At 63.6% G+C, this 14,383-nt stretch carries 14 protein-coding genes; 1 reads left to right on the forward strand and 13 read right to left on the reverse strand.

What is annotated here, in order from left to right:
- Nucleotides 1-19: 19 nt before the first annotated feature.
- The 13 genes from ACYQ47_RS17470 to ACYQ47_RS17530 all read right to left on the reverse strand — a co-directional run bounded on the left by ACYQ47_RS17470 (nt 20) and on the right by ACYQ47_RS17530 (nt 13,528).
- Nucleotides 20-1,045 (reverse strand): zinc-binding dehydrogenase, encoded by a 1,026-nt coding sequence (locus ACYQ47_RS17470; RefSeq protein WP_459906179.1) that lies wholly within the window; start codon nt 1,043-1,045, stop codon nt 20-22.
- Between the two features lie 18 nt (nt 1,046-1,063).
- On the reverse strand, nt 1,064-1,246 hold the full coding sequence (locus ACYQ47_RS17475; RefSeq protein WP_459906180.1) for a hypothetical protein: 183 nt from the start codon (nt 1,244-1,246) through the stop codon (nt 1,064-1,066).
- A 56-nt stretch (nt 1,247-1,302) separates the two neighbouring features.
- Nucleotides 1,303-2,289, reverse strand: coding sequence for a hypothetical protein (locus ACYQ47_RS17480; protein ID WP_459906181.1), 987 nt, complete (start codon nt 2,287-2,289; stop codon nt 1,303-1,305).
- Nucleotides 2,290-2,326: 37 nt separating this feature from the next.
- Nucleotides 2,327-3,481 (reverse strand): mandelate racemase/muconate lactonizing enzyme family protein, encoded by a 1,155-nt coding sequence (locus tag ACYQ47_RS17485; RefSeq protein WP_459906182.1) that lies wholly within the window; start codon nt 3,479-3,481, stop codon nt 2,327-2,329.
- A 31-nt stretch (nt 3,482-3,512) separates the two neighbouring features.
- Nucleotides 3,513-4,190: an RraA family protein gene (locus tag ACYQ47_RS17490; protein WP_459906183.1), complete on the reverse strand. Its 678-nt coding sequence runs from the start codon at nt 4,188-4,190 to the stop codon at nt 3,513-3,515.
- Nucleotides 4,191-4,210: 20 nt separating this feature from the next.
- Nucleotides 4,211-5,191: a C-terminal binding protein gene (locus ACYQ47_RS17495; protein WP_459906184.1), complete on the reverse strand. Its 981-nt coding sequence runs from the start codon at nt 5,189-5,191 to the stop codon at nt 4,211-4,213.
- Nucleotides 5,192-5,261: 70 nt separating this feature from the next.
- Nucleotides 5,262-6,347, reverse strand: a complete 1,086-nt coding sequence (locus ACYQ47_RS17500) for a glycerol dehydrogenase (RefSeq protein WP_459906185.1) — start codon at nt 6,345-6,347, stop codon at nt 5,262-5,264.
- Nucleotides 6,348-6,386: 39 nt separating this feature from the next.
- Complete coding sequence (locus tag ACYQ47_RS17505) at nt 6,387-7,139, reverse strand: SDR family NAD(P)-dependent oxidoreductase (RefSeq protein WP_459906186.1); 753 nt, start codon at nt 7,137-7,139, stop codon at nt 6,387-6,389.
- A gap of 67 nt (nt 7,140-7,206) precedes the next feature.
- Nucleotides 7,207-8,898 carry a GMC family oxidoreductase gene (locus ACYQ47_RS17510; RefSeq protein WP_459906187.1) on the reverse strand — a complete coding sequence of 564 codons (1,692 nt, stop codon included), beginning with the start codon at nt 8,896-8,898 and terminating at the stop codon, nt 7,207-7,209.
- A gap of 75 nt (nt 8,899-8,973) precedes the next feature.
- Nucleotides 8,974-9,969, reverse strand: coding sequence for an ABC transporter permease (locus ACYQ47_RS17515; RefSeq protein ID WP_459906188.1), 996 nt, complete (start codon nt 9,967-9,969; stop codon nt 8,974-8,976).
- 4 nt (nt 9,970-9,973) lie between these two features.
- Nucleotides 9,974-10,912: an ABC transporter permease gene (locus ACYQ47_RS17520; protein WP_250527412.1), complete on the reverse strand. Its 939-nt coding sequence runs from the start codon at nt 10,910-10,912 to the stop codon at nt 9,974-9,976.
- Nucleotides 10,909-12,432 (reverse strand): sugar ABC transporter ATP-binding protein, encoded by a 1,524-nt coding sequence (locus tag ACYQ47_RS17525; protein ID WP_459906189.1) that lies wholly within the window; start codon nt 12,430-12,432, stop codon nt 10,909-10,911. Before ACYQ47_RS17525 ends, ACYQ47_RS17520 begins: the two co-directional genes overlap by 4 nt.
- A 19-nt stretch (nt 12,433-12,451) precedes the next feature.
- The gene (locus ACYQ47_RS17530; protein ID WP_459906190.1) at nt 12,452-13,528 is read right to left on the reverse strand and encodes a substrate-binding domain-containing protein; all 1,077 of its coding nucleotides are present in this window, start codon (nt 13,526-13,528) and stop codon (nt 12,452-12,454) included.
- 153 nt (nt 13,529-13,681) lie between these two features.
- Here ACYQ47_RS17530 and ACYQ47_RS17535 point away from each other — a divergent pair, with 153 nt between their 5' ends.
- Nucleotides 13,682-14,371, forward strand: a complete 690-nt coding sequence (locus tag ACYQ47_RS17535) for a GntR family transcriptional regulator (protein ID WP_459906191.1) — start codon at nt 13,682-13,684, stop codon at nt 14,369-14,371.
- The last annotated feature ends 12 nt before the right edge of the window (nt 14,372-14,383 follow it).

Genomic DNA, 14,383 nt, shown 5'->3' on the forward strand with positions numbered 1-14,383 from the left:
GTCGCTTCGGTCCAGATGGTCAATGGCGGGCCACGGCGCCGAACGAATCGAGCCTGACAATCGACTTTCCGGAGACCGAGCGCTGCCGCAACGCATCGAGTTGCCGGGGCAGGTCGGCGAAGTCGCCCACGATCGTCGCTTCCGCGCTAAAACGCCTATCCGCGATGAGCCCGAGAATGCGCTCGCCCGCTTCGACGAGACGCCGCCAGTCGGCATCGCTTCCGTACCGGTGCAGCGCGCCTAGCGCCACTTCATGAAGCGAGGGCGTGCGATCGAACGGCGCGCATGGCCAGTGTTCAACGCGCCCCTGGATGCAGACGAGATGTCCGTTCGCGGCGAGTGCGGGTGACAAACGTTCGGCGTGCTGCGCGCCAACCGTATCGGCGATCGCGAAGAACTCGCCCGAGTGTGTCCGGGCCCAGGTGGCGTGCGCATCGAGCGGACCTTCGTGGCAAGCGCTCGCGCCGAGTTCACGCAAGCGATCCCAGTGCCGCGGATGACACATGACACTCACATCGAATCCCTGCATGACCGCAAGCTGCGTCGCATAGAGACCAACTGCGCCGCCCGCGCCGCTGATCAGCATGCGAGAACCCGAGCGCGTGGGGAGTTTGTCGAGCGCCATCCATGCGGTCAGCGCGGGACACGGCACGCTCGCGGCTGTGCCGAAATCGACCACGGGCGGGACAGCAAGCAACGCGCGCGCATCGATAGGGGTGTACTCCGCGAAACTGCCCGGTTTCCCGAGACTCGTGTGATAGGCCACACGCGTGCCCAGCCATTCGCGCGATAGGTCCGCACCCACCGCCACGACTTCCCCCGCGCCGTCGACGCCGGGAACCTTGCCCGGACGCCAGTCCACCAGTTCGCCGCCCAGCACCTTCCAGTCGACCGGGTTCAGGCCAATCGTAACGTTGCGCACGAGCACTTCACCACGCGCGAGCGGCGAGGCATCGACGGTGCGCAACGCGAGTTTCAGTGGATCGGCGTCGCCGGTCCAGGTCCACGCTTGCCAGGTGCGGGGAACCGCATCTTCGGATTGCATTCAAATTCTCGTGAATGACTATTGAGGGGAGACGTCCGGCTTCGCAGCGTTCGCCGGCCGATTCACTGTGCCTTCTTCGTGAATGAGGCTGAAGGCGATGCCTGCAAAGCCGTCTGCGAAAAGCGCGTTCAGCACATCGTCGGCGGGCGGAACGTGAGGCGAATGAGGCGACTCGTATCCGGTGTGGAACAGGAAGTTCATGGTGAAGTCTCCTTGAATGGATGGCCGGATCGTTCCGGCTCGTCTGTGTCGATGCTTCAGTCCTGAACGGCGGCGGCCGACAGGCGGTATGAAATGGTGCGCGGCAGCGCGGCGGTGAACGTGGCGCCGACACGTCCGGCAAGCGCATGACCGGGCGGCGGACTCACGACACGTCCCAGATCGAAGAAGCCGTTGACCGGTTCGACGCCGAGCGCAAAGTTCTTGCCCGCCCACGGAGCGTAGTCCCGGCCCCCGTTGCTGATCCAGAGCACGGCATCGGGGAAATCGGCGGTATTCCAGTCGAGTCTGACTTCCGCGCGGTCGGCGGGATAGCGGAGCACGAACGGCGGTTCGCAGGCTTCGAGCTGAACGAGTTCCTCGGTGACGACCGGCAAGGGCAGGCGCGAGACATCGAACGATCCGTCCTTCGTTTCGAGCGCGGTATGCGACGCAAACGTCCTGTTCGTGACGATTCGCGAGTAGTTTGGCTCGATGGCAACCGGATAGGTATGGACCGCACGATACGAACAGGCGAGGATCTCCACGCCTTGCTCCGGAACGGCAAAGGTCGGATGAAGCGCAAAGGGCAGCGTGATGTCGCGGCGAACGCGAACCGTCAGCGACACCGTGAGCGACGCCTCATCCGGGCTCGCTTCGATCACGCGGCTGAGGTTTTGCACTGCGTGGTCCTCCGGATAATCGACGTGCAACGCGATACGATGCGGCGTCTGTTCCACGCACTGCCACATGTGGTTCGAACTGAACCCGTGGCGCCATTCGTCATCCGGCTGCCGCGTCTCGAAGCCAGGCGGAAGATCGGGCGGGACGTCGATCGTCCCAAACGGAAGACACGGCCACTCACCCCGAAGGGCACGCATGAGCCCGGGCCACGCCGGATCGTCGCCCCACGGCGCGACGTGAAGCGGCGAGACGCTGCGGCCCGCGCCGAGATCGAAGCGCACGGGCGCGAGCATGCCGCCCATAGCCTGGACAGTTGCTTCGCCGTGGTCCCACTTCAATGTCCAGCGTTCGTTGTTCTGCATCGTGCAGTCCTTCAGGTTGTGGTCCGAATGGCGCGTGTCAGGTGCCGACGCGAATGGCTGTCTTGTCGAAGAAAGCCTGATCCAGATCGAAGCCGAGGCCCGGCCGGTCTGGCACGTCGAGCCATCCGCCATTCTGTTCGAGCGGCTGTTCGACGAGCGCCGTTCTGAACGGATGCGACGACGTGTCGTATTCGAACAGCGGCTGATCGGCATAGAGCGAGTAATGCGTATCGGGCGTGGCGGCGATCATGTGCATTGACGCATATTGTCCGATGGCGGTGCCCCACACGTGCGGATTCACCTTCACACCGTTGACTTGCGCAAGCGTGTTGATGTGCCGGAGCGCCGTGAAGCCACCCGCGAGACAGATATCGGGCTGCGCGATATCAACTGCGCGAGCCGCGAACAGGTCATTAAAGCCGTACATCGAGAATTCGGCTTCTCCGCCCGCCACCGGCGTGTCGATGGCATCTCGCACGCGCCGGTATCCAGCGAGGTCTTCCGGCACGACCGGCTCTTCGATCCAGCGCAACCTGAAGCTGTCGAGCGCGCGCCCGAGGCGGATCGCTTCGTTCGCGCCATAAGCATGATTGACGTCGATCATGAGTTGCGTTGCGGGGTCTAGCGCGTCACGAATGGCGTGCATGACCGCGATATCGTCGTCGATGCCGAAGCCAAGCTTCACTTTCATCATCGAGAAACCTGCTGCCTGATGACGTTTCGCTTCTTCGGCCATTTCGGCGGCCTGCCCTTGTCCTTCCGGGCGGAAAAAGCCGGTCGCGTAGCATTGCACGCGCTTGCGGAACGCACCGCCCAACAATTGCCAGACGGGTTGCTTCAATGCCTTGCCGGCGACGTCCCACAGCGCGATATCGACCGCGCTGATCGCGCCGATCACCACACCCTTGCGGCCATAGTCGCGCGTGCGGAGATACATCGTATTCCAAAGCAATTCGGTATCGAGCGGGTTTTTGCCGAGCAACAGCGGCTTGAGCGCGCTGTCCACCACGGTCGCCGCGATCTCCGGCGGCTGCAAGCCTACGCTGAACGTCTCGCCCCATCCTTCGATGCCGTCTGAGGTACGAATACGCACCACGGTTGTCGAGCGGCCGGTGACCCATCCCTGGGAATAGGCGAACGGCTTGTCCAGTTTCGTCTTGAGCACGAACGTGTCAACACTTTCGATCTTCACAGTTTTCTCCCGGAAAAGTGCACGCCCAGACTCAGATGCGGCCGAACTTGTCGAGCAGGTCCTGGAAGGTCTTCCCTTCGAGAACCATCTCGCGCATGCGCGCTTCGTTGTCGGCGATGGTCCGCGCCCGCTCGTACACCGCGCTCATGTCCGCGTGCGGCACCACGGCCACGCCGATCTCGTCGGCCACCACCAGATCGCCCGGATTCACGATCACGCCGCCGCAGGAAATGGGCACGTTGATACTGATCGGCTCGCGGCGTCCGCTGATCGCAGTATGAGCCTGACGCGGACCCGACACCTTCGCTGAGACCGGGAAATCGAGGAACTTCGCTTCGTCCGTGTCGCGGCAGCTGCCGTCGATCACCGCACCCACTACGCCCGCGTTGCGTGCGAGGCCGGTCATCAGCCCGCCCCAGATGGACGTTTCGGTTTCGCCGAATGCATCAATGACGATGACATCTCCCGGTTTAGCCACGGTGAACACGTCGAGGCAATCGACGATATCGCCGGCCGACAGTTGCACGGTCAGTGCTGTGCCGATGATCTTCCGGTCCGCGCCCTTGGGCTTGATATCGTGACGCATAGTGCCGCGGCGCTCCAGCGCATCCGACACCACGCAGGACAGCGACATGACATCTGCCATGGAAACGAAACGTGCGACCAGATCGCGGTCGACTTCGGGGCGCTTGTTGATGATCGTGCTCATAAATGCAACTCCTTTGAGAATCAGTAAGTGGCCGAAACGGGGTTGAGCGGCTTTTCGCCGAGCAGAACGGCGCGCACGTTTTCGGCGGCCACGCGGCGCGCCTCGTGCAATGCGTCCTGCGAGATGTAGGCCACGTGCGGGGTGACGATGCAGTTTTCCAGCGCAAACAGCGGATTGTCGGAAGGCTTCCAGTCGCTCTGCTTGGCGGGCTCTTCTTCGGTGTCGTCGAGTGCGGCGGCGGCAAGCTGACCGCTCACCAGTGCGTCGTACAACGCGCGGTTATCGACCACCTTGCCGCGCGCACAATTGACGAGCAGCGCACCGCGCTTCATCGCAGCGATAGCGGTCGCATCGATCAGATGGTGCGTGTCCGGCGTGTACGGGCACATCACGTCGATCAGGTCGGCCTGCGGCAACATTTCTTCCAGCGTGACTTTTCTGACGCCATGCGACGCCATCATGCTGGCAGACACGAACGGATCGTAAGCGACGATGTCGAAGCCGAATACGTTGAGCTTGCGCGCCATGTTTTGCGCGATGCGGCCGAAACCGATCATGCCGAACACGCTGCCGCGCATGCGCGGAATCGGGCGGTTCCACGTATTCCAGTGCCATTCGCCGCGTCGCGTCGAGGCCGCATACGTCGGTATAGACCGGAAAATAGTCAGCGCCATGCTGATCGAATGATCGGCGACTTCTTCGAGGCAATAGTCCGGCACGTTAGTGACCACGATGCCCGCCTCGCGCGCCGCGCCGACATCCAGAATATCGACGCCAATGCCGTAGCGCGCGATGACCTTACACTGCTTGAGCGCGCGAATGGTCTCGGCAGGAATCTTCGCGTATTGCTGCATGAGCGCGTCGGCGTCGCGGGCGAGGTCCGCCAATCCTTCGCCGGTACGCGACTGCAGGCCGATCACTTGCGCGCCGATCGGTTCGAGGATGTCCCGTTCGATCGCGAGATCGGGGTAATCGTAATCGGTGACATAGACTTTGAACACGGGATTTCCTTTCTTGTGGATCATTCATTTATGCGCGGCCATCGACCAAGCCGCGTCATCGGATGCAACATCAAAACGAGTGCCGTTCCGCGTACCGATCCATGGCGATCAATGCGGCGGCGACCATGGCGGGTGTGACGGGATACGGTTCGTTATGGATGATTTCGCCGCTGCGGCATGCGCGATCCGCCACGATGCCGAGTGCTTGTGCGTCGGACGCATCGAGCCCGATATCGGCCAGGCGCGTGGGCAGATCGACATCACTGCAAAACTGAAACACCTCACGGCGCTCGTCGTCGGGGACTGGCGATAAAAAAAGCGAGGCCAGTGTGCCGATCGCGACTTTTTCCCCGTGCAGGAAAGCGTGCGACTGTGGCAACTCGGCCAGGCCATGATGAATGGCATGGGCCGCGGCCACACCGCCCGATTCGAAGCCAATCCCGGACAGAAGCACGGTGGCTTCCAGCGCGGCATCGAAATCGGGCGTGACGATCTTGGCGCGGCAGTCGTCCACGGCCTGAACCGCGTGGGCGAACAGCGTGTCGCGGCACAGCTTCGCGGCTTCCATCGCAAAGGCGGTCGCACGTCCAGCGCACAGGTTCGGCGCATGCGCGCGCTGACAGGCGCGGGCCTCGTACCACGTCGACAAGGCGTCGCCGATACCCGCGATGAAGAAGCGCACCGGCGCGCTCACCACGATCTGCGAATCCACCAGCACGAGATCGGGATTTCGCCGCATGAAGCGATCCCGAATCACGCGGCCTTCTTCGTCGTAGATGACCGACAGCGCGGAGCAGGGCGCATCGGATGCGGCAATCGTCGGCACGCACACGAAGGGCAGACGCAGATCGTCCGCGGCCGCGCGGCCGGTGTCTACCACCTTGCCGCCGCCGAGCGACATCACCATCTGTGCGCCGGTGTCGTGTATCCATGCGGCGGCTTCGGCAATCGAGCGTTCCGTGCAGGCCGCGTGAACGCCGCGCGCATGCAGTTTCACCCGATGGGCGCGCGCGAACAGCGGTTCGAGGATGGCCTTGACGTTGGCATCCACGAGACACGCCGCCGACGAACCGAAGCGGGCAAGTTCGTCGTCGAGTGCGAGCAGCGCGCCCGCACCCTGAACATAACGCGAAGGAAAGACGCTTGTTCTCAGCATGACGGGCTCCTCATGGGCGCGTGGCGGGCGTTGGCTCGATCAACCGACGACATATCCGCCATCGACGGCAAGCGTCGCGCCGGTGACATATCGCGATGCAGGCGTGGACAGAAAGACGGCCGCGCCGACGAGATCGTCGGCTTCGCCCCAGCGCTTGAGCGCGGTGCGGCGCGCGATCTGCGACGCGGCGGGTTCGGCGCTCCACAGGCCGTGTGTCATGGCGGTACGGTGATAACCTGGCGCAATCGCGTTGACCCGCACGCCGTCGCGACCATACCGATGCGCCAGCGCGCGCGTCAGTCCGAGAATGCCGCTCTTGCTCGCGCAATACGCGGGCACTTCCTCGTCGGCGAGATAGCTGAGCATCGACGCGATATTGATGATGGTTCCGCGCGAACGCGTCAGCAGCGGCAGCATCGCGCTCGACAGACGCATGGCGCTGATCAGATTGATGTCCATCACGTTGAGGAACGTGGCGTCGTCGTATTCCTGACCGGGCCGTGAGATGCCTTGCGAATTCACCAGAATGTCGAGGCTTTCGAAGCGTTCGGCGAACGATGTCACCGCGTCGGGCGAGGTCACATCGAGGCAGTCGAATTCGAGCCGGTCTGCCGGTGCGTTGCGTCTGAGTTGCGCGATCTTTTCGACCGAACTGCCCGTGGCCATGACGCGCGCGCCGAGACCGGCGAACCCTCTGGCGATCTCCAGGCCGATGCCGCTCGTCCCGCCCGATACCAGCGCGGTCTTGCCCGCGAGCACATCGGGTGCGAAGCAGGAAAGTATGTCGTGCATGTTGCGTTCCTGATTAGGTATCCTGATCTGAGTCGGGAGACACGATTCGTGTCTCGGTCGCCGATCTTCAGAGCGCGTGCATCAAGGCCGGATCGGGGATGCCGCTGGCCCGGTCCTCACGCGCGCCCGGCAGCGTTTCGCCCATCATCAGCGACACCCCGCGATCCGCGACGGCATACGTCGTCGCGACCGTGTTTCCGCTGATGATGGTCGGCCACGACGAGGTATCGAACACGCGCAGTCCGCTCACGCCACGCACGCTCAGATCGTGACGAAGGACGGCCATCGGATCGTGGTCCGCGCCCATGCGCGCGGTGCCGGCCGGGTGATAGACGGTCTTCACGGTGCGCCGGCAATGCTCGGCGAGCGCTTCGTCCGTGGCAGCGGAACGCGCGGCGAGCGCGCGCTCGTCCGGCAGCACGATTCGCTCGACCATGCCCGCGAGCGGCCCGGCGCGCATGATCTGTTCGGCGCGGCGCAAGCCTTCGATCGACAACCGCAAGTCGTCCGGATGATGCAGATAGTTCGGATAGACGATGGGCGTCGCTTCCGGATCGGCCGTTTGCAACGAGACGCGGCCACGACTCTTCGGGCGCATCACGCAACTGTTGAGCGTGAAACCGTACGTGGCGCGCGTCGATGTCACGTCCGGGTCGAGATACACGGTCGGCAGACAGAACACCTGAATGGACGGCGCGCCCGATGCATCGTCGGGATTGAAGAACGCGCCGGCTTCCACCGCGTTCGAGGCGACCGGGCCATTGTGGAAGGCGAGATATTGCAGCCCGTTGCGAATCTGGTTCCAGCCGCGATCCTGCCCGAAGTAGCCATAGCGGCCATTGCAAAACGCCACGACCGGCACTTCATGATGATCCTGAAGATTCTCGCCGACGCCGGGCAGATCGACCTTCACCGGAATGCCGAGCCGCGACAACTCGCTCGCCGCGCCGATACCCGAGAGCATCAGCAGCTTGGGTGTCACCAGCGCGCCGGCCGTCAGGATCACTTGATCGCCTTCGATCTTTTCGACACGCGAGCCGGTCTGTACTTCGATGCCCTTCACCGCGTTCCCTTCGATGAGGATGCGCGTCACGCGTGTGTCCGTGCGAATCTCCAGACGCGGATCGTTCATGACCGGCGCGAGAAACGCATCGACACCGCTGCAACGGCGGCCGCGAAACGTGGTCGTCTGATAGAAGCCCGTGCCCATCTGCGTGCCGCTGTTGAAGTCGGGGTTGTAGGGCAGGCCGGTCTGTTGCGCCGCGAGCACGAAGGCGCGCGAGACATCGCTCAGATTCGCGCCATCGGAAACCTTGAGCGGTCCGTCCACACCGTGCGCGGCGTTGTTGAAGGTGGAGTTTCCTTCGAGCCGCATGAAATGCGGGAGCAGGCTTTGATACCGCCACGATTCGTCGCCGGTGATCGACACCCAGTCGTCGTAGTCGCGCTGCTGGCCGCGAATATAGACCATCGCGTTGACCGAGCTTCCGCCGCCGAGCACGCGGCCCTGGGGAATCGACGGCTGACGTCCGTTCAGATGCGAGTGCTCCGCGCTCCGGTGAAACGTCATGTAATCGCGGTTCGTCAGCAGTTTGACGAAACCGGCGGGCATGTGGATGAGCGGATTGCGATCGCGCGCGCCGGCCTCGACCAGCAGCACGCGCGCGCCGTGATCGCGCACGAGGCGGCCAGCGGTCAGGCATCCGGCCGCGCCTGCGCCTATCACGATGAAATCGTAGCGTGTCGTTGCATTAGCCATTAACGAAACCTTGGTATTCCTGTCCTGTACGCCGCGTCCGAACACGGCGCCCGATTCTGCGAGTTGCGATGCGCTTCAGCGGCGCGTCTGCCGCGCCATGCCGGCGAGAATGGCCGCGCCCGCGATGGCCAGACCCTGCACGATCAGCTTGCCGGATTCGCCCGCGCCATAGGCATTGAGCACGTTGAAGAGCAGCGTGAGCGCGAAGGCCGCCGCGCACGGACCGATCAGGCCGCCGCGTCCGCCGCCGAAGGTGATGCCGCCGAGAATCACGCCGGCGATCGAATTCATCACGACATCGGCGCCCACGCTGGTGGTGCTCACGCCCACGTAGCCCGACAGCAACAGCCCGCCGCCCGCAGCAAGCACGCCCGCCGCGACGTGCGCCGCGATGAACACGCCTTCAACCGGCAAGCCCGAGAGCGAAGCCGCCACCGGATTGCTGCCGACCGCCTTGAGCAGACGCCCGAACACCATGAAGCGCAGCGGAATCGCGAGCAGTAGAAGCACGCCCAGCCAGATGACCGTGGCGATCGGCACCACGCCGAGCTTGGCGCTGCCGAGCGTCTGCACGGCATCGGGCACCGAACCCGGACTGCTGCCGGAACTGAGGAACAGCACGATGCCGGTGAGGATGGACGCCATCGCCAGCGTCGCAATGACGGCGCTCGCCCGGAACTGCGTGATGAGCACACCGTTCACGAGGCCGATCACCGCGCCCACCGCGAGCGCGCCGAGAATCAGCACGGGCGCGGACATCTCGTTGAGCGGCGCGGACGTGATCACGTAGTTCGTGAGGACGAAGACGCCGCCCACGGACAGATCGATCGAGCGGCAGCGCATCACGATCATCTGCGCGGCGACCGCCAGACCGAGCGGCGCCGCCTGCCGCGCGATGACCATCTGAAACGGCAGTTGCAACAGCACGGGACGAAAGAACACGCAGAACAGCAGGAGCGCGGCGAGCACGAAGACCGACGGCGGCACCGTGACGACGAGCTGGCGAAAGTTGAAGCGTGGTGCTGCACGCAGCGTCAACTTTGCGGCTTCGGAAGCAGGTTGAACTGGCATGGGATTAGATTCCGATTTCTTTGCGACGACGCAGGCAGACGGCGAACAACAGCAGCGCGCCGTTCACCACGGACAGCAGGAAGGGATTGATCTGCACGATGTTCATCCCGTTGCCGACGATACTCAGCAGGAGCGCGCCGAATGCCGTGCCCAGCGGTCCGCCGATGCCGCCGCTCAATTGCGTGCCGCCCAGCGCGACCGCGGCCACCGAGTCGAGCCCGTAAGACGCGCCGACCCACGGATCGCCCGACGAAATGCGCCCGGCCAGAAAGATGCCAGCGACCGCCGCGAACAGGGCGCAGATGACATAGGCCGAAATGGTCGTGCGCGTGACCGAGACGCCTGCGAGCGCCGCGTTGTCCGCGCCGCCGCCGACGGAGTAGATGTGCAGACCCAGACGCGAGCGATGCAGCAGCGTCCACGCGACATACACCGCGAGCAGAACCCACAGCAGCGCGATGGGCACGCCCATGACCGAGCTGCCGACGGCGGCGGGAATCATCGGCCAGACGCTGCCGCCGGGCGATGGCTGCACGAGCAGCACGATGCCTTGCAGGATCGTCCCGGTGGAGAGCGTCATGATGATCGGATGCACGCGAAAGCGCGTCACGCCGATGCCGTTCAGCACGCCCACCAGCGCCGCGCTCACGATGGTCAGCAGGATCGCGAGCGCGGGCGAACCCGTCGTCGCGAGAATGCAGGTCGACAGACTCATGACCACGCCCACCGAGAGATCGAGTCCGCCGGTCAGGATCGGTAAGGTCTGCCCGAGCGCGACCACCATCAGCGGCGTGGCCTGGACGATCAGGTTGCCGAGGTTTTGCGGCGTGCGGAAACTGGCGAAGGACACGGCCAGCGCCGCCACCGCGACCAGCAGCAGCACACCGGACACGTATTGGCCACCGGTCCGGTCCGCGCGTAGCGAAATCAGACGGTTGATCATGCGAGTGCTCCCACTTCGGGTTCGGGATGCGAGACCGCGGCCTGAAGAATGTCTTCCTCGGTCGCGTCTTTCGCATCGATTTCCTTGACGATGCGATGACCGGACACCACGAGCACGCGGTCCGCGAGTCCGATCACCTCGGGCAGTTCGCGCGACGTGAACAGGACCGCGCCACCGCGCTCGCAGAACGTGCGCAGCGCGCCGTAGATTTCCACCTTCGCGCCGACATCGACCCCGCGCGTCGGCTCCTCGATGAGCAGCACGTCGGCATCGATCGCGATCCAGCGGCCGAGCATCACTTTTTGCTGATTGCCGCCGGACAGATTCACGACCGCCTGCGCTGTGCTGGCCGCGCGAATCCGCAACTCGTCGGACAGCTTCTTGATGAGGCCGGTGAGCGGACGCGCGAGTGCCCACGGTTGCTTGCGCTGATGCACGCCGAGCGTGAGGTTGTCGCGGATCGGCAGGTCGAGATACAGCCCTTCGCCCTTGCGGTCCTCGGGCATGAACGCGAGCCCTTTGGCCAGCGCGCGGCGCGCGCCCGAGCGCGGCCGGAACGTGATGCCCGTGCCCGAGCGGCGTTTCAGTTCCAGCGTGCCGGTGCAGCCCTTGACGACGCCCGCGAGCGCGCGCACGAGATCGCGCTGGCCCTGGCCTTCGAGACCGCCGAGCGCGACGATCTCGCCGCGTCGCACATTGAAGTTCACGCCGGGACGGCCCGGCGCGGTGCTGAGATCCGTGACCTTCAATGCCGTGCCGTTGTGATATTCGGCGCGCGGCGGATACAGATGTTCGACGTCACGTCCCACCATCAGGGACAACAGCCGGTCGGGATTCAGATCGGCGGTCGGATACGAGCCCACGAGCTTGCCGTCCTTGAGCACGGTCGCCGTGTCGCACAGATCGAAAATCTCGCGCATGCGGTGCGAGATGTAGAAGATGCACTTGCCCTGATCACGCAGCTTCAACAGCAACGTCTCGATGCGTTCGACATCCTTCGTGTTGAGCGCGGCGGTGGGCTCATCGAAGATGAACACATCCGCGTTGACCGCCAGGCCCTTCGCGATCTCGACCGATTGCTGCTCGGCCACGGTCAGCGAACTCACGAGACGGCGCGGGTCGATCTTCAGGCCGATGTAGCCGAGCGCGGCACGCGCCTCTTCCTGCATGCGCCGGCGATCGACGCTGACCATGCCGCGTTTCGGCTCGCGGCCGAGGAACATTGTCTCGGCCACCGTAAGATTGCCGACCAGCGAGAATTCCTGAAACACGGTCGAAATCCCCGCGTTCAGCGCGTCGAGCGGCGACGTGAATCGCACCGGCTCGCCGCGCAGGAACACCTGGCCCTCGGTCGGCGTGACCACACCGGCGATGATTTTCATCAGCGTCGATTTGCCCGCGCCGTTCTCACCTGTGACGGCGTGAATCGATCCCGCCTTTCCGGTGATGCCGACATCCACGAGCGAAGGCACACCGTCGTACAGCTTGGTGATGTGACTCGCAGCTACTAACGTATCCATGACGTCTGACTCCCGCCGACTACTTGTTGCCGTAGTATTTCTTCAGGTCCGCTTCCGAGAGCGAACTCGGTGCCCAGTAGTTGTCGTTCAGGTCGGCACGGAAGAATCGCGAGAAATTCTCTTTGGTGATCGGCGCCGGGCGCAGCACATAACGCTTGTGCAGCGATTCGCCGTTGAGCAGCGAGACGGCCGCGCGAATGCCTGCCGCGCCCTGTTCGGACGGGAACACGGCGGCCATCGCGTTCGCACCGCTGTCCTTCCATGCGCGCATGAAGCCGTTGTTGCCTTCGCCGGTGATGGGCGGAACCGGCTTGCCGAATTCCTTGAATACTTCGATGCACGCGCGGCTCATGTCGCCGCCCGAGGACCAGATGCCGTCCGGATTCGGGTTGCTCAGCATGAGCGACTCGCAAACCTGCTTGCCCTTGTTGTAGGACCAGTCGCCGTATTGCTCGGAAGCAATCTTGATGTTCGAACCGGCGAGCGCCTTGCGCAGGCCGTCGTAGCGCATGGTGTCGGCGGCGATGCCGGCCTGACCGCGTAGCACCCAGATATTGCCCTTGCCGTGCAGCGTATCGACGAGGAACTTGCCGCCGACCTGACCGAAGTAGAGCGATTCGCCCTGAATCTCGGTGGTGTAGGCATCGCTATCCACTTCGGTCGAATGCACGATCACTGGAATGCCGGCTGCGACCGCCTTCTTGATAACCGGCGTCAGCGCCGTGTACGACACCGGTGCGATGATGATGGCATCGACCTTTTGCGCGATCATGTCTTCGATGTCGGCAATCTGCTTGGCCGGCTTGGAGTTGGCGTCGGCGAATACGACCTTGGCGATTTCCTTATGCTTCGCGGCTTCGGCGTCCGTCTCGTGAACCATCTGCGTCATCCACGTATTGCCAAAGCCCCAGATGCTGAAACCGATTTTCCACGGCGCCGGCTTCTTGTACTGATTCGGCGCGGTCAGCGGATTGTCGCCTTCCCGCACGATTGCACCCGGCATGAGAACGGGTTCCGCCGCCTGGCTGACAACGCCGGCAAGCGCGAGCGCGGCCGCGGCGAGGGTGCGGATGAGAAAGGCTTTTCGTTGCTTCATGTCGGGTTGTCTCCGGGTTGAATTACGTTTTCGCGTTGCTTGGCAGCGCTCGTTGTGTAGTGTAATATTTCACATATTAGATGTTGATGTCAACAACATCTGCGATTTCGAGTCTCAGAGTCGAGTCGCAAACGAATGAGAGGAGCAGCACCTATGACCCGCGGATTCACGCCGATTCAGCACACGCATCTGACCGATCAGGTCTACGACGCAGTGCGCGCCCGCATACTCAGCCGGGCCATCAAGATCGATGAGCAGATCAACGTGGATGAAGTCGCATCGGAGTTGCAAGTCAGCCGCACGCCCGTGGTCGACGCCATCAAGCGGCTGGCGTCGGACGGACTCGTTGAGGTGAGGGCGCGGCGGGGCACGTTCGTCAAGGGCATTACCGAGCAGGACGCGGTCGAGATCTTTCAGGTGCGCGAAGCCCTCGAACTCTATTCGGCGCGCTTCGTGATCCACAGCCCGGAGAATCCGCAGGTGACGAAGAAGATGCGGGCGCTGATCGACGAGATGAGCGGCTTCATGTCGGACAGCGAGTTCAAGGACTACCTGGCGTTCTCGCTGGCGGACAGCGCGTTCCACAACACACTGATCGACGCCTGCAACAACCAGCGCATGAAGCTGAGTTACGAGAACCTGAACATCTACATGCATATCATGCGCAGCCACTATTACCGGCCGCTCGTGCCGCCCAAGCGCGTGCATGCCGAACATCTCGCAATCCTGAAAGCCGTCGTGTCGAAAGACGACGCAGCAGCGGAACGGGCGATCTGCCAGCACCTGGCTTCGACGCGCGAAAAGATGATCGGCAATATTCGCAACAGCGGCGGCGTGCTTTAGTGATTCCGTGCT

The organism is Caballeronia sp. HLA56 (assembly GCF_054655155.1).

Coding starts and splice junctions, on each gene's coding strand:
- ACYQ47_RS17470 (WP_459906179.1), bottom strand. CDS start 1,045: ATGCAATCCGAAGATGCGGTTCCCCGCACCTGGCAAGCGTGGACCTGG.
- ACYQ47_RS17475 (WP_459906180.1), bottom strand. CDS start 1,246: ATGAACTTCCTGTTCCACACCGGATACGAGTCGCCTCATTCGCCTCAC.
- ACYQ47_RS17480 (WP_459906181.1), bottom strand. CDS start 2,289: ATGCAGAACAACGAACGCTGGACATTGAAGTGGGACCACGGCGAAGCA.
- ACYQ47_RS17490 (WP_459906183.1), bottom strand. CDS start 4,190: ATGAGCACGATCATCAACAAGCGCCCCGAAGTCGACCGCGATCTGGTC.
- ACYQ47_RS17500 (WP_459906185.1), bottom strand. CDS start 6,347: ATGCTGAGAACAAGCGTCTTTCCTTCGCGTTATGTTCAGGGTGCGGGC.
- ACYQ47_RS17505 (WP_459906186.1), bottom strand. CDS start 7,139: ATGCACGACATACTTTCCTGCTTCGCACCCGATGTGCTCGCGGGCAAG.
- ACYQ47_RS17510 (WP_459906187.1), bottom strand. CDS start 8,898: ATGGCTAATGCAACGACACGCTACGATTTCATCGTGATAGGCGCAGGC.
- ACYQ47_RS17515 (WP_459906188.1), bottom strand. CDS start 9,969: ATGCCAGTTCAACCTGCTTCCGAAGCCGCAAAGTTGACGCTGCGTGCA.
- ACYQ47_RS17520 (WP_250527412.1), bottom strand. CDS start 10,912: ATGATCAACCGTCTGATTTCGCTACGCGCGGACCGGACCGGTGGCCAA.
- ACYQ47_RS17525 (WP_459906189.1), bottom strand. CDS start 12,432: ATGGATACGTTAGTAGCTGCGAGTCACATCACCAAGCTGTACGACGGT.
- ACYQ47_RS17530 (WP_459906190.1), bottom strand. CDS start 13,528: ATGAAGCAACGAAAAGCCTTTCTCATCCGCACCCTCGCCGCGGCCGCG.
- ACYQ47_RS17535 (WP_459906191.1), top strand. CDS start 13,682: ATGACCCGCGGATTCACGCCGATTCAGCACACGCATCTGACCGATCAG.